Source organism: Catellatospora sichuanensis, from assembly GCF_007483665.1.
Taxonomy (GTDB): Bacteria; Actinomycetota; Actinomycetes; order Mycobacteriales; family Micromonosporaceae; genus Catellatospora; species Catellatospora sichuanensis.
The window spans coordinates 179,313-202,499 of the sequence record NZ_ML660185.1 but is presented as its reverse complement, the minus strand read 5'-3'; the positions used below and the strand labels follow the sequence as shown (position 1 = coordinate 202,499).

At 70.9% G+C, this 23,187-nt stretch carries 19 protein-coding genes; 9 read left to right on the top strand and 10 right to left on the bottom strand.

The window, feature by feature from the left end; translation table 11 throughout:
• Positions 1-36 precede the first annotated feature (36 nt).
• From FLL47_RS04825 to FLL47_RS04810, 4 genes are all read left to right on the top strand, one after another.
• Entirely contained in the window at positions 37-1,233 is a 1,197-nt protein-coding gene (locus FLL47_RS04825; protein WP_144119193.1) for an RICIN domain-containing protein, read from the top strand.
• 241 nt (positions 1,234-1,474) lie between these two features.
• The gene (gene hisD, locus FLL47_RS04820; RefSeq protein ID WP_144119192.1) at positions 1,475-2,785 is read left to right on the top strand and encodes a histidinol dehydrogenase; all 1,311 of its coding nucleotides are present in this window, start codon (positions 1,475-1,477) and stop codon (positions 2,783-2,785) included.
• A complete protein-coding gene (locus FLL47_RS04815; protein ID WP_144119191.1) occupies positions 2,782-3,558 on the top strand; it encodes an SDR family NAD(P)-dependent oxidoreductase in 777 nt (258 codons plus the stop codon). The genes hisD and FLL47_RS04815 overlap by 4 nt, the downstream gene beginning before the upstream one ends.
• A gap of 146 nt (positions 3,559-3,704) precedes the next feature.
• Positions 3,705-4,229, top strand: a complete 525-nt coding sequence (locus FLL47_RS04810; RefSeq protein WP_144119190.1) for a hypothetical protein — start codon at positions 3,705-3,707, stop codon at positions 4,227-4,229.
• A gap of 17 nt (positions 4,230-4,246) precedes the next feature.
• On the opposite strand, the gene FLL47_RS04805 is transcribed toward FLL47_RS04810, so the two are convergent.
• Both FLL47_RS04805 and FLL47_RS04800 read right to left on the bottom strand, forming a co-directional pair.
• Positions 4,247-5,110, bottom strand: a complete 864-nt coding sequence (locus tag FLL47_RS04805) for a SigB/SigF/SigG family RNA polymerase sigma factor (protein ID WP_144119189.1) — start codon at positions 5,108-5,110, stop codon at positions 4,247-4,249.
• 127 nt (positions 5,111-5,237) lie between these two features.
• Positions 5,238-5,900 carry a DoxX family protein gene (locus tag FLL47_RS04800; protein WP_425457655.1) on the bottom strand — a complete coding sequence of 221 codons (663 nt, stop codon included), beginning with the start codon at positions 5,898-5,900 and terminating at the stop codon, positions 5,238-5,240.
• 350 nt (positions 5,901-6,250) lie between these two features.
• Here FLL47_RS04800 and FLL47_RS44645 point away from each other — a divergent pair, with 350 nt between their 5' ends.
• A complete protein-coding gene (locus FLL47_RS44645) occupies positions 6,251-6,373 on the top strand; it encodes a hypothetical protein (RefSeq protein WP_281286654.1) in 123 nt (40 codons plus the stop codon).
• A 337-nt stretch (positions 6,374-6,710) separates the two neighbouring features.
• The gene (locus FLL47_RS04790) at positions 6,711-7,064 is read left to right on the top strand and encodes a hypothetical protein (protein WP_144119188.1); all 354 of its coding nucleotides are present in this window, start codon (positions 6,711-6,713) and stop codon (positions 7,062-7,064) included.
• Positions 7,065-7,178: 114 nt separating this feature from the next.
• Here the strand turns inward: FLL47_RS04790 and FLL47_RS04785 are convergent, their stop codons facing one another.
• Positions 7,179-8,258: a hypothetical protein gene (locus tag FLL47_RS04785; protein WP_144119187.1), complete on the bottom strand. Its 1,080-nt coding sequence runs from the start codon at positions 8,256-8,258 to the stop codon at positions 7,179-7,181.
• Positions 8,259-8,437: 179 nt separating this feature from the next.
• Here FLL47_RS04785 and FLL47_RS04780 point away from each other — a divergent pair, with 179 nt between their 5' ends.
• Both FLL47_RS04780 and FLL47_RS04775 read left to right on the top strand, forming a co-directional pair.
• Entirely contained in the window at positions 8,438-10,456 is a 2,019-nt protein-coding gene (locus tag FLL47_RS04780) for a cellulose binding domain-containing protein (RefSeq protein ID WP_144119186.1), read from the top strand.
• Positions 10,457-10,556: 100 nt separating this feature from the next.
• Positions 10,557-11,120, top strand: a complete 564-nt coding sequence (locus FLL47_RS04775) for a YdeI/OmpD-associated family protein (protein WP_144119185.1) — start codon at positions 10,557-10,559, stop codon at positions 11,118-11,120.
• A gap of 43 nt (positions 11,121-11,163) precedes the next feature.
• Here FLL47_RS04775 and FLL47_RS04770 read toward each other — a convergent pair whose 3' ends face one another.
• Positions 11,164-12,231: a DUF2855 family protein gene (locus FLL47_RS04770; RefSeq protein ID WP_144119184.1), complete on the bottom strand. Its 1,068-nt coding sequence runs from the start codon at positions 12,229-12,231 to the stop codon at positions 11,164-11,166.
• Positions 12,232-12,443: 212 nt separating this feature from the next.
• On the bottom strand, positions 12,444-13,472 hold the full coding sequence (locus tag FLL47_RS04765; protein WP_144119183.1) for a LacI family DNA-binding transcriptional regulator: 1,029 nt from the start codon (positions 13,470-13,472) through the stop codon (positions 12,444-12,446).
• Positions 13,473-13,749: 277 nt separating this feature from the next.
• Here FLL47_RS04765 and FLL47_RS04760 point away from each other — a divergent pair, with 277 nt between their 5' ends.
• Positions 13,750-16,494 (top strand): beta-L-arabinofuranosidase domain-containing protein, encoded by a 2,745-nt coding sequence (locus FLL47_RS04760; protein ID WP_144119182.1) that lies wholly within the window; start codon positions 13,750-13,752, stop codon positions 16,492-16,494.
• Between the two features lie 384 nt (positions 16,495-16,878).
• Here FLL47_RS04760 and FLL47_RS04755 read toward each other — a convergent pair whose 3' ends face one another.
• The 5 genes from FLL47_RS04755 to FLL47_RS04735 all read right to left on the bottom strand — a co-directional run bounded on the left by FLL47_RS04755 (position 16,879) and on the right by FLL47_RS04735 (position 23,154).
• Positions 16,879-17,895 (bottom strand): LacI family DNA-binding transcriptional regulator, encoded by a 1,017-nt coding sequence (locus tag FLL47_RS04755; protein ID WP_144119181.1) that lies wholly within the window; start codon positions 17,893-17,895, stop codon positions 16,879-16,881.
• A gap of 130 nt (positions 17,896-18,025) precedes the next feature.
• Entirely contained in the window at positions 18,026-19,528 is a 1,503-nt protein-coding gene (gene araA, locus FLL47_RS04750; RefSeq protein WP_144119180.1) for an L-arabinose isomerase, read from the bottom strand.
• Between the two features lie 28 nt (positions 19,529-19,556).
• Entirely contained in the window at positions 19,557-20,546 is a 990-nt protein-coding gene (gene yjfF, locus FLL47_RS04745; RefSeq protein ID WP_144119179.1) for a galactofuranose ABC transporter, permease protein YjfF, read from the bottom strand.
• Positions 20,543-21,613, bottom strand: a complete 1,071-nt coding sequence (locus FLL47_RS04740; RefSeq protein ID WP_144119178.1) for an ABC transporter permease — start codon at positions 21,611-21,613, stop codon at positions 20,543-20,545. The genes yjfF and FLL47_RS04740 overlap by 4 nt, the downstream gene beginning before the upstream one ends.
• Positions 21,610-23,154 carry a sugar ABC transporter ATP-binding protein gene (locus FLL47_RS04735; protein ID WP_144119177.1) on the bottom strand — a complete coding sequence of 515 codons (1,545 nt, stop codon included), beginning with the start codon at positions 23,152-23,154 and terminating at the stop codon, positions 21,610-21,612. The genes FLL47_RS04740 and FLL47_RS04735 overlap by 4 nt, the downstream gene beginning before the upstream one ends.
• Between the last annotated feature and the right edge of the window lie 33 nt (positions 23,155-23,187).

Genomic DNA, 23,187 nt, shown 5'->3' with positions numbered 1-23,187 from the left:
GCCCTCCCACGGCGATCCGCGCCAAGGAGAACCCGTATGAAGTGGCGACTCCGCCCGATCGCCGTCACCGCCGCACTCGGCACCGCCGTGGCAGCCGCGCTGCTGTCCGCCGGGGCCGCGCCGGCCGCCGCCGCCCCGGTCATCTGCGACCAGTACGGCACCGCCCCCGTCCAGGGCGGCAGGTACATCGTGCAGAACAACCGCTGGGGCGCGAGCACGGCCCAGTGCATCGACGTGTCCAGCGCCGGGTTCACCGTCACCCGGGCCGACCACAACAACGCCACCAACGGCCCCCCGGCGTCGTACCCGTCCATCTACGCGGGCTGCCACTACGGCGCCTGCACCGCGAACAGCGGCCTGCCCGCCCGGGTCAGCTCGCTGAACAACCCGCGGGCGACCTTCAACATCAGCACGCCGAACTCCGGCGAGTGGGACACGGCGTTCGACCTGTGGTTCGACGCCAACCCGAACCCGGCCGGGCAGAACTACGGCGCCGAGCTGATGATCTGGACCAACCACCGCGGCCGGCCGCAGCCCATCGGCAGCCGCATCGCCACCGTCAATCTCGAGGGCGGCACCTGGGACGTCTGGTTCGGCAACATCGGCTGGAACGTCATCTCGTACGTGCGGACCGCGCCCGGCAACACGTTCGCCAACTTCAGCCTGAAGGCGTTCATCAACGACTCGGTCAGCCGCGGGAAGATCGATACAGCCTGGTACATGACCAGCGTGCAGGCCGGCTTCGAACCCTGGATCGGCGGCGCGGGCCTGGCCGTGAACCTGTTCGACTTCAACGTCGACGGCAATGCCTCGGGCGGCGGCGGGGGCGGGGGCGGCGACGTCTCGGTGATCCGCGGCGCGGCGTCCAACCGGTGCGTCGACGTGGCGGGCTGGGGCAAGACCGACGGCACCCCGGTGCAGCTCTACGACTGCTTCCCGAACAACAACAACCAGCGCTGGCGCCGGGTCGGCAACACCTTCGTCAGCCTAGACTCGGGCAAGTGCCTGGACGTTTCCGGCGGGCGCACCAACAACGGCGCGGCCGTGCAGTTGTGGACCTGCCTGAACAACGGCGCCCAGCAGTGGGTGGTCAACGGCAACGGCTCGATCGTCAACCCGAACTCCGGCAAGTGCCTGGACGCGATCGAGTTCGGCACCGCCAACGGGACCCGGCTGCAGATCTGGGACTGCGGCAATCCGCTGGGCGGCAACCAGCAGTGGCGCCTGGGCTGACCTCCGCCCGACGCCCGTGACCCCGCCCTCCCGGACTGCCGAAACCGGGAGGGCGGCACCCGCGGCACCGCGGTCGGGCGCGATACCGGAGCGGCACCCTCACCCGGACGAGGATGGAAACAGTGTTTCCATAATGCGGCAAACAGGTCGGCGGGACAAGCGGGACATCGGCTGATTGACCATCCCGCAGTGCCGCAACAGACTCACTTTGCCCACGCCGCCCGCCCGTGCAGGAGCGCTCATGCCGGTCCACGTCAAACGCGCCGTGAAGGCGTCGAACCGCACGGTCGATCCCGAGGTCGGAGCGACCGTCGCCGCCGTCATCGCCGACGTCCGCGCCCGCGGCGACGAGGCGGTGCGCGAATACTCCCGCCGTTTCGACGGCTGGGAACCCGAGCACTTCCGGCTCGACCCGGCGGAGGTCGCCGCGATCGTGGCGACGGTGCCCGACCAGGTCGTCGACGACATCCTCACCGTGCAGGGCAACGTGCGCGCGTTCGCCCGGCACCAGCGCGCGTCGCTGCACGACTTCGAGGTCGAGACGTCGCCCGGAGTGCTTCTCGGCCAGCGGAGCATCCCGGTGGAGGCGGCCGGGGCGTACATCCCCGGCGGCCGCTATCCGCTGGTCGCCTCCGCGCACATGACGATCGTGACGGCGAAGGTGGCCGGGGTCGGCCGAGTCGCCGCGTGCACGCCGCCGATCCGCGGGCAGGTGCCCGCGGCGACCGTGGCCGCGATGCACCTGGCCGGCGCGGACGAGATCTACCTGCTCGGCGGCGTGCAGGCGGTGGCCGCGATGGCGCTGGGCACCGCGGCGATCGACGCCGTCGACATGCTGACCGGCCCCGGCAACGCGTACGTCGCCGAGGCCAAGCGGCAGCTGTTCGGCGAGGTCGGCATCGACCTGCTGGCCGGGCCGACCGAGATCCTGATCGTCGCGGACGGCGCGGCCGACCCGTTCGTCGTCGCGGTGGACCTGCTCAGCCAGGCCGAACACGGCCCCGACTCGCCCGCAGTGCTCATCACCACGTCGGACGCGCTGGCCCGGGAGGTCGTCGGGCACGTCGAGCGGATCCTGGCGGACATGCCGACGCGCGACTTCGCGGGCCCGGCCTGGCGCGACCACGGCCAGGTGATCGTCGTCGAGGACCTCGCCGAGGCGTACGCGCTGGCCGACGACTTCGCCAGCGAGCACGTGCAAGTCCTCACCCGACGGCCCCGGGAGGCGCTGGACCGGATGCGCAACTACGGCGCGCTGTTCCTCGGCGAGGGCACCTGCGTCTCGTACGGCGACAAGGTCATCGGCACCAACCACACGCTGCCGACCCGCCACGGCGCGCGGCACACGGGTGGGCTGTGGGTCGGCCGGTATCTCAAGACGGTCACCTACCAGGAGGTCGTCGATCCCGCCGCGAGCGCCGAGCTCGGCCGGCTGTGCGGCCGGGCCAGCCGGGTGGAGCTGTTCGAGGGCCACGCGCGCTCCGGCGACGTACGCGCGGCGAAGTACGCCGGCGACCCGCTGCCGTGGGCGCCCGCGCAGGCGGCGGCATGAGCGCGGCGGCCGATCACGTCGCCGGGCGCACCGCGCTGGTGACCGGCGCGGGCAACGGGCTCGGCCGAGCCATCGCGCACGCGCTGTCGGCCGCCGGGGCGCGGGTCGTGCTGACCGGGCGCACCCGCGCGACGCTCGACGCCGTCGCGGCCGAGCTGGCCCCGGCAGGGGTGCGGGTCGCGGTGTGCGACACGTCCCGTCCGGACTCCGTCGCGGCGCTGCGCGACGAGCTGGCCGACGAGCAGGTGTCCATTCTGGTCAACAACGCGGGGATCGCCGGGCCGGTCGACGCGCTGGTCGACATCGAGCCCGACGACTGGGACGAGGTGTTCGCCGTCAACGTGCGGGGCGTGTACCTGATGTGCCGGGCGTTCCTGCCCGCCATGACCACCGCCGGGCGAGGCGACGTGATCAACATCGCTTCGGTGAGCGGCAAACGGCCGCTGGCGCGGCGCACCCCGTACACGGCGTCCAAGATGGCGGTGCTGGGGCTGACCGTCACCCTGGCGCACGAGGTCGGCACGCTGGGCGTGGCCGTGAACAGCCTGTCCCCCGGGCCGGTCGCAGGCCCGCGCATGGCGCGCAACTTCCGGCTGGAGGCGCAGCGCACCGGCGTCACCGAAGCCGAGGCCGAGCACGCGTTCGTCTCCCGGGCCGCCCTGCAGCGCATGGTCACCGAGGAGGAGGTGGGCGCGGCCGTGGTCGCCATCCTGCGCATGCCCGGCATGACCGGCGCCGACGTCGACCTCTCGGCGGGAATGATCGCGCGCTGACCGGATGCTCCCCCGGCTCGGCGGGTACGCCCGGCGACGGGGCTATCGCCGTCGCCGGCAGGCACTCGCTCAAGGTCGGCGGTTGCCGATACAGTCCCTTCGCCGCCGGACGAGGACTCGCCGTCGCGCGGTGAAAGGAGCCGACGATGCCCGACCCGACGACCGAGGGATACACCGCCACCGCCGCCGAGATCGAGGGGATGGTGCGCAATCTCTGCGCGTACGCGTTGAGCGAGCCCGACCCGCTGCAGCGCTACGCCGACCTCACGCACCAGCAGGTCCTGTTCGACGGCATCGTCGCGGCGATCCAGCGCGAGCGCGGCCGCGCCGTGGCCGACCTCGTGATCTCCGGCATGCCGGTGGCCGAGGCGGCCGCCAAGACGAACCTCGCGACGGTGCCGCGGGTGCGCAAGCTGATCAGCCTCGCCGGGGAGACCGAGCGTGTGCGGGTGGCGACCACGGCCAAGCCGTCCACGGCCGCCCGGCCGAAGAAGTCGAAGGGCGCTCCCGTGGCGGAGACGGAGGAGCCGGCAGCGGCACCGCCGGCACCTCCGGTCTCGTCACCCGGCAAACGTATGTTGACCGCGGCGGAGCGCGAGGCGCTGGGGCTGCCCGCCGAGGGACGGGTGCCCCGCAGCCGACCGCCGAAGCGCAGACGAACCGCGGTGTAGCCCGAGGGCGGCCGGCGTCATCTCATCAGTCGCAGCCGGGACAGCGTGCGGGACAGCAGCCTCGAGATGTGCATCTGCGACACGCCCAGCTCTGCCGCGATCTGCGCCTGCGTCAACTCCGCGTCGAAACGCATCAGAATGATGCGCCGGTCGCGCTCGGACAGGCGGGACAGACGGTGCCGCAACAGCATCCTGTTCTCGACCGCCGTCAGGGCGGGATCCGCCACGCCGAGCAGGTCGGCCAGCTGCCCGTCCCCGTCGCCGTCCCAGTCGCCGTCGCTTCGCGGCTGGTCCAGCGACAGCAGCCGGTAGGAGTGGGCGGCCAGGCGGACCACGCCCACTTCCCGCTCGCTGACCCCGAGCCGCTGGGCCACCAGCACCGTGCTCGGCGAGCGCTGCAGCTCGCGGGTCAGCTGATCGGTCACCTTGGCGAGCTCTCGATACAGCTCCTGGATGCGGCGCGGCACCCGGATGTCCCAGGTGGCGTCCCGGAAGTGCCGCCGGATCTCGCCGAGGACGGTGGGGAACGCGAAGCTGACGAAGGGCACACCGCGGCCGGGGTCGTACCTGTCGATCGCTTTGATCAGCCCGATGACCGCGGCCTGGGTGATGTCGTCGAGGGGTTCGCTGTGGTTCCGGAACCGGCGTGCCAGGTGGCCGGCCATGGGCAGATACCACTCGATGGCCCTGTCGCGCGCAACGGCCCGGGCCGGGTCTCCGACAGGCATGGCGTGCAGGGACACCAGCAGAGGATCGGTTTCGCCCGGCCCGGCCAGGGGTGCTGCCATGGTGGCGCTGCGAAGCCGTGGCAGCGGCTGCCAGCGATCGGTCTTCTCCGGCGGTCGGAACGGTTCGGCGGTGACGTGCACGGTGGCGACCATCTTCGACCTTTCGACCCATCGTTCAGGTGGCAGCGCAGCGCGGGCCGGGCGCCGCCGGCGTGGCGACGCCCGACGCGCTCGGCGAGTCAGGAATGCGGTGTGGTGAACGGCGGCCGCGCCGGCGCGCCTACCGGAGCCAGCCGGCTCGCCGCACCAGCGATGTAGCGGCCCAGCCCTTGCCGAGGCCGAGGGTGTCACCTGCGCCGAGCAGGGCCAGGACGATCAGGATCGCCGCGTAGACGAGGTGTTCGTCCAGGAACGGGTTGTTGGTCGGGGGGAGGACCGCGGCCCACATCAGGACGGTCAGGACGGCGCCTGCGGCCGCGGCGAGTCGCATGCCGATGCCCAGGATCAGGGCACCGCCGATGGCGAGCAGCGCGGCCATGAACAGCAGGTCGGTCACGAGGCCGCCGGCGATCGACTGGAAGAATCCGCTGAACGGGCCCTTCGCGGAGGAGAGGAAGCCCTCGGTGGGGCTGCCGCCGTTGAGCACGGACTTCGCCGGCGGGGTGGCGGATCCCCAGCCGAACAGCTTGTCCAGGAAGGCCCAGAGGAAGATCCAGCCGAGGGCGATCCGGATGCCGGCGAGCAGGTAACGTGCAGCGGCGGAGGGTTCCAGGGGTGCAGGCGGGACGGTCGGCAGTGCATGCTTGGCGGCCGGGGCCGGGTACCTGCTGTCGGCGGCCCTGCGGGCGGCGGTGTCCGGCACCGTCGCGAGCGGACCCATGCTCGGCATCGTGGTGCCGTTGGTGCGGTCGTGATTGTCGGCGATGTCGTCCATCGCACTCACGTTCCTTAACTTTGACGGTGAATCACGCTCCCGCGGCGTACGCGCACAAGGGAGGACCTGCGGTGGCGACGACCGTCGTGCCGGGGACCGCCGCAGATGCGGCGTGCGGGGCGGATTCCGGCCGGACAGCGGGTCGTGCATCGGCGGCGGCGGAAGGCGGCCACCGGGGACCCGGGCGACGTTCACACCATACGCCCTTTTACCGGCATGGCGTTAGACGGCCGTGAGCAGGCACCGGAACGAGGGCGAAGTTGGCATGCGGCTTCATCGCCGCCGCTAGACGGCCCGCACGGCCCGGTCCGACAGCCCTGCGCCGACCGGCGGAATCCGTAGCGTGTCCGATGTGTTCGATGGCTCGCCGGGCGGCCGAGCGGCTCAGCCCGCGCGGGCAGGTAGCGGGCGAGCTGCTCATCGGCGCCCGCGTGCTGCCGGGCCTGCTCAGAGCCGTGCTGCTTCCGCAGGGTCCGGCATGATCAGGGGGATGTTCCCGCCCAAGGAGGCGGGCGCGGCCTGCGGCGCGTTCGGGCCGGTCATGGGCCTGTCCGCGGTCGGCGGCCCGATCCTGGCCAGCCGGCGGCGCGGGCCTGACCCGCAATCTCGGCAGCCGCCCGCCGGCGCTGCCGGCCGTCACGTTCCTCGCCGCATTCCTGCTCCCCGGCACACACGCGATGAGGAACACGCCCGCGGACGGCGCGGCGGCGGGAAGCAGTCGCCGTCACGCTGGTCGCATCACGCCACACCAGGCACTGAATCCCAGGCCATCTCGCGACGCCGCCTGACCTGGCGACCGATCTGCCCCACGATGGAGGTATGACCGATGAGCCCGGCACGACCGCCGACGAGCCTGTCGCGGAACGCCCGGCCAGGCGCGACTCGTCCGGAAGGTTCGCTCTCGCACTGGTCGGAGCGTTCCTGGCCGGCTCCTGCCTGACTGGATGCGTCGGCGCGGCCCTGGTCGCGGCGGCCCACGCCGTACGCCACGAGCGCATGGAGCATGGTTGGCACGATGACCGCGACCGATGGCACGAGCGCCCCGAGTGGTACGACCGCGACCGGCAGTTCCCGCCGCCACCGGCCCCGGTGCCGCCCGTGGTGCCGCCCAAGCCACCGCCGGTGACGCCCGCGCCACCGGCCGTGCCGACACCTTCCCCGTCCAGGACCTGAACCAGCGCAGGGCTGCACGTCCGGCGGCCATATGCGATCGGGCGATCAACAGTCGTCATGCGACCCGGTCGTCCGGTGGCCTGCCGGGCGGCCGGCCACCGGACGACCCCCGGATCAGACCCGGGAGCTGTAGCTGATGAAGAACTCCGGGCTCACCGGAGCACCGGCGGCGGTCCAGCAGATGACGTTTCGGACGATCACGACGCTGCCGGAGAGCATCCAGACGTTCTGCAGGTTGCAGTAGCTCGCGCCGCTGCGGTATCCGCTGACCTGCACGTGACCCTCGCGGAATCCGACCTTGTGGAACTCGACGTACTGCAGTCCCGGCCCCGCACCGGACAGTGTGTTGATCGAGCCGACCGAGTTGTAATCGGATGGTCCGGGGAACCCGGGGGTCCACAGGTAGGCGAAGTACTTCGGCGGGTTGAAAGCTCCGTACACGGAGCGCGCGCGGTGGTAGGTCAGGTCGAACCAGCTGTCGGCGGGCGCTCCGGTGTGGTCGTAGCAGCGCACGACGATGTCCAGCCCGGCCCCGCCGGGGATCCAGTTGTCGATCTTGCAGCGGCGCGGGCTGTTCGGGTGCTGCGCGGTCAACTGCAGGTTGCCGTCCTGCAACCCGGTGCTGACGCCGGGCAGCCAGACCTTGTAGACACCCGTGCCGATGCCGCCGTGGGCGACCGTGTTGACGCCCCCGACCGGGTTGTACGACGTGTTGGTGCCGCCGGTCGACTTGCCCTGCACGTAGGCGTACGTGCCAGGCCCGGCGAGCAGCCCGGAGCTGGTCGAATACATGACCGTGAACGCCGACCAGTCTGGCGTGATCACCGCGCCGGCGTACTTGTAGCACTGCACCTCGACGATCTGGTCGGCGCCGGAGGCGTAGTGGTTCCAGACCTGGCACCAGCGCGGGTCGCCCGCGACGGCGGTGACGTGGGCGACGCCGTTGGCCGAGGCGATGCTCGGGAACCTCACCCGGTAGCGGCCGACCACGAGCGGGCTGACCGTGCTGTTCGGGATGTTGTCGCTCTTCCACTGCCGGGTCGGGTCCATCAGGAAGCCGGCCGGCGGGACGGGGTTGTTCATGAACGCGAACGCCCAGCGGTCGGGCGTGGCGGCGTGCGCGGCCGGAGCCGACACGACGGCTGCGGCGCCGACCGCGGTCAGCAGCGCCACGAGGGCGCGACGGAGTTTCATGGAGTACCTCCGACGAGGTGGGACAGGGTGCCGTCAATCTAGGGCAGGCATCGCCCTCTTTCGATTTAGCGACGTTGATCTGCCAGCAGATCTGTCCGCTTCGCACAGTTGACATGGATCGATGGGCGTACGACTCTTGGGAGCGCTTCCAATCACTGCTCCCGAAAGGAGGTCCGACGATGAGAAAGAGCCGCACCGCCCTGCTGGCGTTCACGCTGGCAGCGGCAACCCTCGCCGTCCCGACCCAGACGGCGGCCGCCGAGCCCGCCGTGACCGTGACCGTCAACGCCCGAGCCGGGCTGGAGACGGTCGGCGACGCCGCGATCGGCGTCAACCATGCCGTCTGGGACTCGCAACTCGGCACCAACGCGGTCGCGGACCTGATGAAGGACGCGGGCGTGCAGACCATGCGCTACCCCGGCGGGTCCTACTCGGACATCTACCACTGGAAGGACAACACCGCGCCCGGCGGCTACGTCGCTCCGGACACCGACTTCGACCACTTCATGGCCGGTGTGCAGCGCGCCGGCGCGCAGGCCATGGTGATCGCCAACTACGGCACCGGCACGCCGCAGGAGGCGGCCGACTGGGTGCGCTACGCCAACGTCGAGAAGAACTACGGCGTGAAGTACTGGGAGATCGGCAACGAGCTCTACGGCAACGGCCACTACGGCGCGAACTGGGAGGCCGACGACCACGCCGACAAGAGCCCGGCCGGCTACGCCACCGTCGCCAAGCAGTACGCCGAGGCGATGAAGGCCGTCGACCCCACCATCAAGATCGGCATCGTGCTCACCACGCCGGGCAACTGGCCCGACGGCATCGTGGCCGGTGGCGACGCCGGAACCTGGAACCAGGTCGTGCTGTCCATCGCGGGCCCGTCCGTCGACTTCGCGATCCTGCACTGGTATCCGGGCGGCTCCTCCTCCGCCGAGGCGCTGTCCAAGACGGCACAGGTGACCGACGCGGTCTGGCTGGCCCGCCAGCAGATCAACCGCTACGCGGGCAAGAACCTCGGCATCGCGCTCACCGAGATCAACACCGGGTACGGCCAGAACACCCAGCCCGGCGCGCTGTTCGCCGCCGACGCCTACGCGAGCCTGCTCGCCGCGGGCGTGTTCAACATCGACTGGTGGAACGTGCACAACGGCATCGGCACGGTGTCCACGGTGGCCGGACACACCGACTACGGCGACTTCGGCCTGCTCTCCAGCGCCTCCTGCAACGCCGACGGCACCGTCTGCGAACCCCCGCTGAACACCCCGTTCGCGCCGTACTTCGGGCTGGCCATGACGTCGCGTTTCGTCAAGGCCGGTGACCAGCTCATCCGGGCGGGAACGTCCGACCCGGCGATCCGGGCGCACGCCGCCCGGCGCGCCAACGGCGATCTCGCGGTGCTGCTCGCCAACACCGACGAGGCCGCGAGCAAGCAGGTCAGCCTGAGCTACGCCGGATACTCCCCCGCCGCGACCGCCCAGGTGCACACCTTCGGCAACGGCGACACCGCCATCACGACCGGCTCCGGCAGCGCCACGTCGGTGACGCTGGCGCCGAACTCCCTCACCACGCTCGTCCTGCGTCCGGCGGGGTCCACGGCTCGTCCGGCGACACCCGGCCGCCCGGCCGCCTCCGGTGTCGCAGCCACCACCGCCACGCTCACCTGGCCCGCCGCAGCCGCCGGGCTCAAGTACGAGATCCACCGCCAGCTCGGCACGATCAGCGAGCAATGGGGCGAGACCACGGGGACCACGTTCACCGTGCACAACCTCGCGCCCGGCACGCGGTACACGGCCAACATCGTCGCGCGGGACGGCTCCGGCCGGGTCTCCTGGGCGTCACCGCCGGTGACCTTCCAGACCGGCACACCCACCGCCGCACCGTGCGCGGTCACCCTGACCGACGCCAGCAACTGGGGCAACGGGTACGTCGGCAGCATCGACATCACGAACACCGGCACCAACCCGGTGGACACGTGGACTCTGGCGTTCAGCTGGCCGACGGCCTGGCAGCAGCTCGGCAGCGGCTGGAACGGCACCTGGACGCAGACCGGTTCGGCGGTCACCGTGTCCAACGCCGACTTCAACAAGGTAATCGCGCCGGGCGCCACCGTGAACGTCGGCTACGTCGGGAACTACCAGGGACCGAACGTGCTCCCGCCGCTGTTCAAGCTCAACGGCAACCTCTGCACGACCCGCTGATCCCGCCGTCCGGCCGGTCCGACCAGGACCGGCCGGACGGTCGCGCCGGGACCGCACCTGTCTCGATCATCTGTCGGCCGCAGCGCCTAGAGTCGCCGGTGTGGAGATCCTGAGCTTCGAGCAACCCGACCAGTGGGAGGCCTGGCTGGCCGAGCACCACGGCAGCCCTGACGGCGCGTGGCTGAAGGTCCGCAAGAAGAACGCACGGCAGCCCGCGATCTGCGTGACCGAGGCGGCCGACGTGGCCCTGTGCTTCGGCTGGATCGACAGCATCCGCAAATCCCTCGACGCCGATCACTTCCTGCAGCGGTATTCGCGCCGCAGACCCAAGGGCTCGTGGTCGCGCGTGAACGTGGAGCGCATGGAGGCGCTCATGGCGCAGGGGCGGGTGCGCGCGCCGGGCCTGGCCGAGGTCGAGGCGGCCAAGGCCGACGGGCGCTGGGACGCCGCGTACGTCAAGCAGAGCGAAGCAACCGTGCCCCCGGACCTCGCCGCGGCGCTGGCAGCGGACCAGGCTGCCGGGGCGTTCTACACGCAGCTCGGCAAGACCGATCAGTACCTGGTGATGCTCCCGCTGCTCAAGGCCACGACACCCGGGACCCGCGCCACCCGCCTCAACAAAGCGATCGCCGACCTCGCCGCAGGCAAGCGCCCCCGCCCCTGAACCGGGTCACGACGACGGTGGCCGCCTACTTCCCGTCCGGTTGTCACAGGGAGATGATGTGGCCGACCCGCGGCGGGGTCGTGCCTGCGAGCATGCCGAGCCAGGCGTCGCGCAGCCCGTCCGGCCCGTGGCTGACCGTGATGTCGACCCATCGCTCGGCCACCGCGGCGAAGCGGTGCCAGGACTCGGCGAGCCGCCGGTCCAGCTCCGGGCGGCCCCAGTCGAGCGTGCGCTTGCGGATCTGGTCCGGGGCGAAGAACACCGCGGGCGCGTCGGTCGCCCGCTCCTGGTGGGTCAGGCCCACGGCCACGTCGTGCACGAGGCGGTCGCCGAGGTGGGCGCGCAGCGCCGCGCGCGTGTCCGGGTTCGCGGACAGGTCGAGGTACGCCGTCGGGGCGGTCGGGTCGAGTTCGCCGATCCCGTCGTACGGCAGCACGGCGTCGTAGCAGCCCAGTTCACGGGTGAAGGCCACGTTGCCGGGCGAGGTGAGGCCGATCAGGCGCGGGCCCTTGCCCTGCAGCTCGAAGGCGGCGGCGTACGCGGTCTTGCTCGACGCCGAGGACAGCACCAGCGTGCCGGCTCCGTGGAAGCCGTTGTCCTGCAACCGGTCGGCGAGCATCGCCGAGGTCACGAACAGCGGCCGGAACAGGATCAGCAGATCCTCCTGGTCCGCGGCGTACGCAGGATCGCCGGTGGTAGCCGCGTACGCGTTGTACGGCGACGGCAGCGGCGCACGGTGCGGGCTGGCGTCGCGGAAACCGCGCTCGTCGACCCGGCCCGGCCGCACGATCAGGTGACCGGCGGGCGGCAGGTAGCCGTAAAGGCGCTGCCCGACCGGCACCCCGTCCGCGTGTGAGGCCACTACCTCGCTGAATCCCCACAGCGGCCCCAGTCCCCACCGCTCGTCGAGGCCCGCGGTGGCGGCCGGGAAGAAGTCCCAGTAGCGGTAGGCGTCGCCGAGCACGGCGTAGGTCACGTTGTTCGCGGTCATGCCGACCCGGTCCACCCGCAGCAGGGCTTCGCCGTCGGCGAGGTCGGGCAGCGGGTGGCGCACCAGCTCGGTGCGGGACAGGTCGTCACGTGCGATGGCGAGGGTCCACGATTCCGTCACGGCGTCACGGTAACGGATCCGCGAAGATATCTGCACCCCCAGTGCATGAATATGGCGAAGACAACTCCCACGCCGCCCCGGGTGATCAGTAGCCTGTGATGGTGATCCGTTCTGCCGCTGTCGAGGATGCCGCCCCCATAGGCCGGATCAAGGTCCGCTCGTGGATACGGCTGGTCGACCGACGCTGAGCGGTGCGGAGTTCGGATCCGCCGTCAGGGCGCGGGTGGCGGGCCGCTGCTGGCGCGCACCACCAGTGACGGCGGCACCCGGGGGTGGCGCGGCACGCCCGGCGGGCGGTCGACGCCGAGCAGTTCCAGCAGTGCCGCCAGGCAGCGGCGGCCGACCTCGTCGAAGTCCTGCCGCACGGTGGTCAGCGGCGGCGACAGGTATGCGGCCTCGGGGATGTCGTCGAAGCCGACGACGCTCACGTCCTCCGGCACCCGCACGCCGCGCTCGTGCAGCGCCCGCAGCATGCCCAGTGCCTGCTGGTCGTTGGCGCAGAACACGGCGGTCACGTCGCCGCGTTCTGCGAGCTCCCGGCCCGCCTCGTAGCCCGACCGCGGGCTCCAGTCACCGGCGAGCACCGGCGGGACGCGCCGGCCGGCTGCCTCCAGCGACATCCGCCAGCCGTCGATCCGGTCCCGGGCCTCCAGCCAGTCCTTGGGCCCGGACAGGTGCCACACCGTCTCATGTCCCAGCTCCAGCAGGTGATCGACTGCCAGCCGCGCGCCGGCGACCTGATCGACGGAGATGGTCGGCAGGTCACCGGCCATGTCCGACTCGACCACGACCGCCGGCACGCCGGTCGGCAGGCTGCTCGCCGCAGCGGCCGCCGTCAGCAGTGGCGCGATGATCACGACACCGGCCACGGACTGCTCCGTCAGCCGGTTCACCGCCTCGACCACCCCGCTGCGGTCGAGCCGCTCCAGCGCCACGATGCTGATGCCGTACCCGGCGCGCCGGGCGGCCCGCTCGATGCCGAGCAGGGTGGCGGCGGGGCCGTGCAGGATGGTGTCGAAGCTGACCACGCCGATGACCCGCGATCGCCGCCCGGCCAAGCCTCGGGCCAGCGCGTTCGGGCGGTAGTTGAGCTGCTGCACCGCGCGCAGCACCCGCTCGCGGGTCTCGTCGCGCACGCTCGGGTGGTCGTTCAGGACCCGGGACACGGTCTGGTGCGACACGCCGGCCAGGCGCGCGACGTCCTTGATCACCGCCGCTCGGGCGGCCGGCTGCTGACTCATGGTGACCCCCTGTCGGCGCATCGTACCCCACCTACGATCTTCGCCTTCGCCGTCGAACCCAACGCCGACCAGCAACCGAGCGGAAACATTTTCGGAACGTCTTGACGCCCGGATTGTTATCGGTCACATTCATGGGGCGGGATCGAGGGCACACGATGCATGCCGCTTCTACCTGCTCTGCATGAGGCAGCGCGGTTGCTTTGTCGACACATCCCCTGGCAAACGTGTGATCGGTAACTCGCTTCCGTTACCACCAACCCCGTCAAGGAGCTCTCCTATGTGGTCACCGTCCCTCAGCCGCCGGCGTCTGCTCCAGGCCACCGGCGTCGCCACCGCGGCCACCGCCGTACCCGCCCTCGCCGCCACCGAGGCCGCCGCCGCGGCGATCCCCCCGGCCCGCGCCGACCTCGGCGTCTCGGCGTACGCCTTCGATCTCAGCCAGGTGCGGCTCACCAGCGGCCGCTGGCTGGACAACCAGAACCGCACCCTGAGTTACCTGCGCGACGTCAACGTCGACCGGCTGATGTACGTGTTCCGCGCCAACCACCGCCTGTCCACCAACGGCGCCGCGGCCACCGGCGGCTGGGAGGCCCCCACCTTCCCGTTCCGCAGCCACAGCCAGGGCCACTTCCTCACCGCATGGGCCCAGGCCTGGGCCGTGCTCGGCGACACCACCTGCCGTGACAAGGCCAACCAGATGGTCGCCGCCCTGGCCGCCTGCCAGGCCAACAACGCCGCGGCCGGGTTCACCGCCGGGTACCTGTCGGGTTTCCCCGAGTCCGATTTCACCGCCCTCGAGGCACGAACCCTGTCCAACGGCAACGTGCCTTACTACGCCCTCCACAAGACCCTGGCCGGCCTGCTCGACGTGTGGCGATACCTCGGCAGCACCCAGGCCCGCGACGTGCTGCTGGCGCTGGCCGGCTGGGTCGACTGGCGCACCGGGCGGCTCAGCAGCTCGCAGATGCAGGCCATGCTGGGCACGGAGTTCGGCGGCATGAACGCCGTGCTGGCCGACCTCTACCAGCAGACCGGCGATGCCCGGTGGCTGACCGCCGCGCAGCGGTTCGACCACGCCACGGTGTTCAACCCGCTCGCCGCCAACCAGGATCAGCTCAACGGCCTGCACGCGAACACCCAGGTGCCCAAGTGGATCGGCGCGGCCCGCGAATACAAGGCCACCGGAACCACCCGTTACCGCGACATCGCGACCAACGCCTGGAACATCACGGTCAACGCCCACACGTACGCCATCGGCGGCAACAGCCAGGCCGAGCACTTCCGCGCCCCGAACGCCATCGCCGCTTACCTCAACACCGACACCGCCGAGGCGTGCAACACGTACAACATGCTCAAGCTGGCCCGCGAGCTGTGGCTGGTCAACCCGAACCAGGCCGCGTACTTCGACTTCTACGAGCGCGCGCTGCTCAACCACCTGATCGGCCAGCAGAACCCGGCCGACAGCCACGGGCACTTCACCTACTTCACCCCGCTGAACCCCGGCGGCCGCCGCGGCGTCGGCCCGGCGTGGGGCGGGGGCACCTGGAGCACCGACTACACCACCTTCTGGTGCTGCCAGGGCACGGGCATCGAGACCAATACGAAGCTGATGGACTCGATCTACTTCTACAACGGCACCACGCTGACCGTGAACCTGTACACGCCCTCGGTGCTGACCTGGTCCTCCCGCGGAATCACCGTCACCCAGACGACCACCTACCCGGTCAGTGACACCACCACCCTCCAGGTGACGGGCAGCGTCAGCGGGTCCTGGTCGATGCGGCTGCGCATCCCCGGCTGGACCACCGGCGCCACCGTCAGCGTCAACGGCGTCGCCCAGAGCATCACCACGACGCCGGGCAGCTATGCCACCCTGACGCGGTCCTGGACGTCGGGCGACACGGTGACCGTCCGGCTGCCCATGCGGGTCGTCATGAAGGCGGCCAACGACAACGCCAACGTCTCCGCGGTCACCTACGGCCCGGTCGTGCTCGCCGGCAACTACGGCAACACGGCCCTGTCCGCGCTGCCCAGCCTCACCACGAGCACGGTGACCCGCAGTAACACCACCTCGCTGGCGTTCACCGCCACCGCCAACGGCACGACGGTCAATCTCGCCCCGTTCTACGACGCACACGGCTACAACTACACGGTCTACTGGAACGCCTCCGGGCAGGGCGGCACCACCGCGGGCGCGGTGTTCCGGCTGGCCAACGCGGCCAGCGGGCTGGTCCTCGGGGTGCAGAACATGTCCACGGCGGACGGCGGGCTCGCCGTGCAGTGGACCGACAACGGCACCGCCGACCACAACTGGGAGCTGATCGTCGACGGCTCGGCGCTGCGGCTGCGCAACGCCCACAGCGGCAAGGTGCTCGGCGTGGAGAACATGTCCACCGCCGACAACGCCCGCGTCATGCAGTGGGCCGACAACGGCACCGCCGACCACCGCTGGACGATCGTGGACAACGGCGACGGCTCGCACAAGCTCCGCAACGTGCACACCGGCAAGGTGCTGGCGATCCTCAGCGGCTCCACCGCCAACGGCGCGCAGGCCGTGCAGGACCCCGACAACGGCAGCACCGACAACCTCTGGCGCTTCGTGCCCGAGGGTGCGCGCCGCATCCAGAACCTCGCCTCCGGCCTGGTCCTGGGTGTACAGAACATGTCGACCGCCGACGGCGGCCTGGTGCTGCAGTGGGGCGACACCGGCACCGCCGACCACCTCTGGACCGCCGTCGTCGACACCGGCGGCTACCTGCGATTCCGCAACGGCAACAGTGCCAAGGTGCTCGGCGTGGAGAACATGTCCACCGCCACCGGAGCGCGCGTCATGCAGTGGGCCGACAACGGCACCACCGACCACCGCTGGCGCCTGCGCCACAGCGCGAACGGCTGCTTCCGCATCCAGTGTGCCGGCGGCGGCAAGGTCCTGGCGGTCAGCGGTGCATCGACGGCCCAGGGCGCGCAGATCGTCACCGCCGACGACGGCACCGCCGCCGACCGCCTCTGGCGCTTCCTCTGAGTCCACGCCTTCGGGGCGGGCCCGGCTCCCTGGCATCGACGGCGGGCGCGCACGCATGCCGACACCGGTGATGCTGCCCCGGCGAGGCACATGTGCGCCAGGACGTGCTCGTTTCGGGACGCTTGAGCGTCCCGAAACGAGCACGCGCCTGCGGACTACACCGCCCGAGCACCGAAGGCGGAGCACGGTTTCATGACACACGGCCGAGGGGGCCCCGCGGGGGCCGGGCCGCATCGGCCGTGTCAGACAAGCGGGCCACATCGCCGCATCGCCTTATCGGACAGGCGGACCGCATCGCCGTGGCACACAAACAGGCCATCGCCTAATCGGACAGGCGGACCGCACCGGCCACGTGCCGGACAGGCAGGCCGCCTCGGCCGTGTGTCAGGCAGGCGGGCCGCTGCTGGCGCGGACCATGAGGGTCGGTGCGACGCGGGGGTGGGGTGGGGCGTCGGGCATGTCCTGGGCGTCGAGCAGGTCCAGGAGTGCGGCCAGACAGCGACGGCCGACCTCGTCGAAGTCCTGGCGGACGGTGGTCAGCGGCGGGGACAGGTATTCCGCCTCGGGAATGTCGTCGAAGCCGACGACGCTGACGTCCTCCGGCACCCGGATGCCGCGCTCGTGCAGCGCCCGCAGCATGCCCAGGGCCTGCTGGTCGTTGGCGCAGAACACGGCGGTGACCTCGGAGCCGATCCGGTGGCCCGCCTCGTAGCCCGAGCGCGGGCTCCAGTCGCCCACGATCGCCGCCGGCACCCGGCGGCCAGCCGCCTCCAGTGCCTGCCGCCAGCCGTCGACGCGGTCGCGGGCCTCCAGCCAGTCCCGCGGCCCCGTCAGGTGCCACACGGTCTCGTGCCCGAGGCCGAGCAGGTGCTCGACCGCGAGGCGGGCCCCCGCGACCTGGTCGACGGAGATCGTCGGCAGGTCCCCGGCGATGTCGGACTCCACCACCACGGCCGGGACGCCGGTCGGCAGGCTGTGTGCCGCCGCGGCGGCGGTCAGCAGCGGCGCGATGATGACGACGCCCGCCACGGACTGCTCCGTGAGCCGGTTGACCGCCTCGGTGACACCCGCGCGGTCGAGCTTCTCCAGGGCGACGATGCTGATGCCGTAGCCCGCGTGCCGGGCGGCGCGCTCGACGCCGAGCAGGGTGGCGGCGGGACCGTAGAGGATGGTGTCGAAGCTGACCACGCCGATGACGCGCGAGCGCCGCCCGGCCAGGCCGCGGGCCAGCGCGTTGGGCCGGTAGTTGAGCTGCTTGACGGCCACGAGTACCCGCTCGCGGGTCTCGTCGCGCACGCTGGGGTGGTTGTTGAGCACCCGGGACACGGTCTGGTGCGAGACCCCGGCAAGGCGGGCGACGTCGTTCATCACCGCCGCGCGGGCGGCCGGCTGCTGGCTCATGGTGACTCCCCTGACGGCACATCGTATCGCATGTTGATCATCTTTCGTCGCGGACGGCCGACAGGCCGACGGATGCGCGCGCCCCAGCCCCCTCGGGCACACGCATCCGTCGCATCGGGGGTGGCAGGGATCAGAATCCGCGGGCCAGCCGGTAGTAAGCCTGGTTCCAGCGGATCTCGTCGGCGAACCGGCGCGTGGTGGTGTCGGCGTCGATCACGACCAGTTCGGTGCGCGCCATCTCGGCCAGGTCGTGCAGCTCCTCGACACCCACGGCCTGGGACATCACCGTGTGGTGCGGGGCCCCGGCGGTGATCCACGCCTCGGCCGAGCCGGCCAGGGACGGCCGGGGACGCCAGACCGCGCGGGCGACCGGCAGCTTCGGCAGCGGCTGCGGCGGGGCGACGACGTCGATCTCGTTGGCCACCAGCCGGAACCGCTCGCCCATGTCCGCCAGGCCCATCACCACGGCAGGGCCGGGCTGGGCGTCGAACACCAACCGGACCGGGTCCTCCCGGCCGCCGATGCTCAGCGGGTGGATCTCCACGTTGGGTGTGTCCGCGGCGATGGTCGGGCAGACCTCCAGCATGTGCGCGCCGAGCACCAGCTCCTGACCCGGCGTGAGGTCGTAGGTGTAGTCCTCCATGAACGAGGTGCCGCCGGTGGTGCCGACCGACATCGCCTTCAGCGTGCGCACCAGCACGGACGTCTTCCAGTCGCCCTCGCCGCCGAAACCGTAGCCGTCGGCCATCAGCCGCTGCACCGCGATGCCGGGCAGCTGCCGCAGGCCGCCCAGGTCCTCGAAGTTGGTGGTGAAGGCGCGGAAGCCGCCGGCCTCGAGGAAGTTGCGCAGGCCGGCCTCGATGCGGGCGGCGTAGCGCAGCGACTCGTGGCGCTCGCCGCCGGCCCGCAGCTCGGCGGTGACGCGGTAGCTGTCCTCGTACACCTTGACCAGCTCGTCGATCTGCGTGGCGGGCACCGCCTCGACCGCGTCGACCAGATCGTTGACGCCGTAGGTGTTGACCGAGACGCCGAAGCGCAGCTCGGCCTCGACCTTGTCGCCCTCGGTCACCGCGACGTCGCGCATGTTGTCGCCGAAGCGCGCCAGCCGCAGCGAGCGCATCGCCGCCCAGCCGATCGACGCCCGGGTCCACGCGCCGACCCGGGCGACCACCCGCGGGTCGGACACGTGGCCGGCGACGGTCTTGCGGGCGACGCCGAGCCGGGTCTGGATGTACCCGAACTCGCGGTCGCCGTGCGCAGCCTGGTTGAGATTCATGAAGTCCATGTCGATCTCGTCCCAGGGCAGCATCACGTTGGCCTGGGTGTGCAGGTGCAGCAGCGGCGTCGTCAACGCATCCAGCCCGGAGATCCACATCTTCGCCGGGGAGAAGGTGTGCATCCATGCGATCACCCCGACGGCGCCCTGCGCGGCGGCCTCGCGGCACACCTGCAGGATCTCGCCGCTCGAGGTGAGGACGGGCTTCCAGACCACCCGCGCCGGGATGCCCGGCGACTCGTCGAGGATGCGGGCGATCTCCCGGGACTGGCCGGCGACCTGACGCAGGGTCTCTTCGCCGTACATGCCCTGGCTGCCGGTGAGGAACCAGACCTCGGGCTGGGGATGCGTTGTCATGTTCGTGCCTTCCGCGAAACGGGTGGGGTTACTTCTTGCGGATGCCGATAAGGCGTTGGAGCAGGATGAACGCGAACAGCAACCCACCGATCACGATCTTGGTCCACCACGAGTTGAGGCTGCCGTCGAAGGTGATGAGGGTCCGGATCACGCCGAGGACGAGCACGCCCAGCACGGTGCCGAAGACGTAGCCGGAGCCGCCGGTGAGCACCGTGCCGCCGATGACGACGGCAGCGATGACGTCGAGTTCCATGCCGACCGCGATCAGCGGGGCACCGGACAGCGTGTAGAACGAGAGCAGGATGCCGCCGATGGCCGAGCACAGGCCGCTGATGGCGTACACCGCGATCTTCGTCTGGCCGACGGGCAGACCCATGAGCAGCGCCGACTGCTGGTTGCCGCCGAGGGCGTAGACGTTGCGGCCCAGCCGGGTGTACGCGAGCACGAACGCGCCGACGACGACGACCACGAAGGCGATCAGCACGCTGATCGACACGAAGTTGCCGCGCGGGTCACCGATCCGCTCCTGGGCCATGGAGGTCCAGAACGGGTCGGTGATCGGGATCGACGACTTGCTGATGAACGTGCACATGCCGCGGGCGAAGAACATCCCGGCCAGGGTCACGATGAACGGCTGGATCTCGAAGAAGTGGATGACGCAGCCCATCAGGAAGCCCAGCGTCGGCCCGACGAGCAGCGCGATCACCAGCACCGCCGCGGGATCCATGCCGCCCTGCAGCAGTGACGCCGACATCATGGCGGTCATCGCGACGACCGAGCCGACGGACAGGTCGATGCCGCCGGTGAGGATCACGAAGGTCATGCCGACCGCGACGACGAGCAGGAAGCCGTTGTCGATGAAGACGTTGAAGATGACCTGGACGTTGGAGAAGGCACGGTACTGCGAGACGCCGACGGCGTACATGACCAGCAGCAGGGTTAGCGTGGCCAGCACCGGCACGTACCGCTGCGGGATGCGCCACCAGTCGCGGGTGGGGGTGAGTGAGGTCGTGGTCATGCCGGCACCTGCTCCTTCGGCTGGTCGGCCGCGAGCGGGGCGGCGGGGGCGGCGGGTCCGCGGCGGGCGAACTTGGCCCGGAACGCGGGGGCCTGGATGAGGCAGACCGCGATCACCACGACCGCCTTGAACAGCAGCGCGGTCTGCGGCGAGATGTTCATGGCGTACACGGTGGTGGTGAGGGTCTGGATGAGCAGCGCGCCGAGGATCGTGCCGCCGAGCGAGAACCGCCCGCCGGCCAGCGACGTGCCTCCGATCACGACCGCGAGGATCGCGTCGAGCTCGATCCACAGTCCGGCCGCGTTGCCGTCGGCGCTGGACACGTTCGCCGTGACCATGAAGCCGGCGATACCGGCGCACACCGCGCTGATGACGTACACCAGGAAGGTGATCCGGGCGGAGCGGATGCCGGCCAGCCGGCTGGCCTCGGCGTTGCCGCCCACCGACTCGATGATCATGCCGAGCGCGGTGCGCCGGGTGACCGCGGCCACCACCAGCGCCACCCCGACCGCGATGAAGATCGAGATGGGCAGGGTGAGCAGGTATCCGACGCCGACGGCCTTGTAAGGCTCGGAGTTGATGGTGATGATCTGGCCCTCGGTGATCAGCTGGGCGAGGCCCCGGCCGGCCACCATCAGGATCAGCGTGGCGATGATCGGCTGGATCCCGATGATGGAGACGAGCGCACCGTTCCACGCGCCGAGCACGAGCGAGAGCCCGACGCCCAGGGCCAGCGCCACCAGCACGCCGCCGAGGGCGTTCTGGTCGGGCTGCTGGCTGATGTGCAGGCAGGCGATCGCACCGCTGATCGCGCACATCGAGCCGACCGACAGGTCGATGCCGCCGGTGGCGATGACCAGCGTCATGCCCAGCCCGACCAGGATCAGCGGGGCGGCCAGCCGCAGGATGTCGATGAGGCTGCCGTAGAGGTGGCCGTCCTTCATCTCGACCGACAGGAAGCCCGGCCGGTAGATGGTGTTGGCTGTCAGCAGCGCCAGCAGCGCGACCACGGGCCAGAACAGCGAGTGGCCGGTGACGGCGGCCCACCGTACCTTCGAGGTGCTCATGCTACTTCGGGCCCTTCGTGGTGCGTGCCGCTGGCGATGGTCTGCATGACGCGGTCGGCGTCCACCGTGTGGTCGTTGACCAGCTCGGTGACCAGCTGCCGGTCCCGCATGACCGCGATCTTGTGGCTGAGCCGCAGCACCTCCTCCAGCTCGGCGGAGATGAACAGCACCGCCATGCCGCCGTCGGACAGCTGCACCACCAACTTCTGGATCTCGGCCTTGGCGCCGACGTCGATGCCGCGGGTGGGCTCGTCGAGGATCAGCAACCGCGGTTCCGTGATCAGCCACCGGGCCAGCAGGACCTTCTGCTGGTTGCCGCCGGACAGGTTGCGCACCGGGATCTCGGGGTCGGCGGGGCGGATGCTCAGCGCCTTGACGTACTTGTCGACCAGCTCGTCCTGGCGGCGGCGCGGGATCGGGCGCAGCCAGCCGCGGGCGGCCTGCATGGCGAGGATGATGTTCTCGCGCACGCTCAGCTCGCCGACCAGGCCTTCGGTGCGCCGGTTCTCGGAGCAGAACGCGATGTCGTGGCCGATGGCGGCGATCGGGTTGCGCAGCGGTGCGGACTTGCCGTCGACGGCGACCTTGCCGTGGTCGGCGCGGTCCGCGCCGAACAGCAGGCGGGCCACCTCGGTGCGACCGGAGCCGAGCAGCCCGGCGAGGCCGACGACCTCGCCGGCGTGGATGGTGAGGCTGAACGGCGTCACCGAGCCCTTGCGGCCCAGCTCCTCGGCCTGCAGGAACGGCGTGCCGGCCTCGATCTCGCGAGCATCCCGCTTGGCGTGCTCGTCGAGGCTCTCCAGCACGTCGAGCTCTTTGCCGATCATCTTCTCGACCAGGGCGAGCTGGGGCAGCTCCGCGGTAGGGTACTCCCCCACCAGACGGCCGTTGCGCAGCACGGTGATCCGGTCGGCGATGCCGTAGACCTGATCCAGGAAGTGGGTCACGAAGATGATCGCGATGCCCTCGTCGCGCAGGTGGCGCATGATGCGGAACAGCTGCTCCACCTCGGTGGCGTCGAGGCTGGAGGTGGGCTCGTCGAGGATGAGGACCCGGGCCTGGATGTCGATGGCGCGGGCGATGGCGACCATCTGCTGCACGGCCAGGGAGTACGTGCCCAGCAGCTGCGTCACGTCGATGTGCAGGTCGAGGCGGGCCAGCAGGTCACGGGCCCGGCGGCGCATCTCGCCCCAGCGGATCGCACCGAGGGTGCGCGGCTCGCGCCCGATGAAGATGTTCTCCGCGACCGACAGGTTGGCGCAGAGGTTGACCTCCTGATAGACGGTGCTGACCCCGGCGGCGGCGGCCTGCATGGGGCCGCTGAACGACACCTGCTGCCCGGCCAGGCTGATGACGCCCGCGTCGTTGCCGTACACGCCGGTCAGCACCTTGATAAGGGTGGACTTGCCGGCGCCGTTCTCGCCCATCAGGGCGTGCACCTCGCCGGGGAACAGCCGGAAGTCGACGCCGTCGAGCGCGCGTACCCCCGGGAAGGACTTGCTGATTGCGGTCATCGTCAGGACCGGTTGCCTACCCGACATCCCATCCGACCTTTCGCTGAGTTATTGGGCATG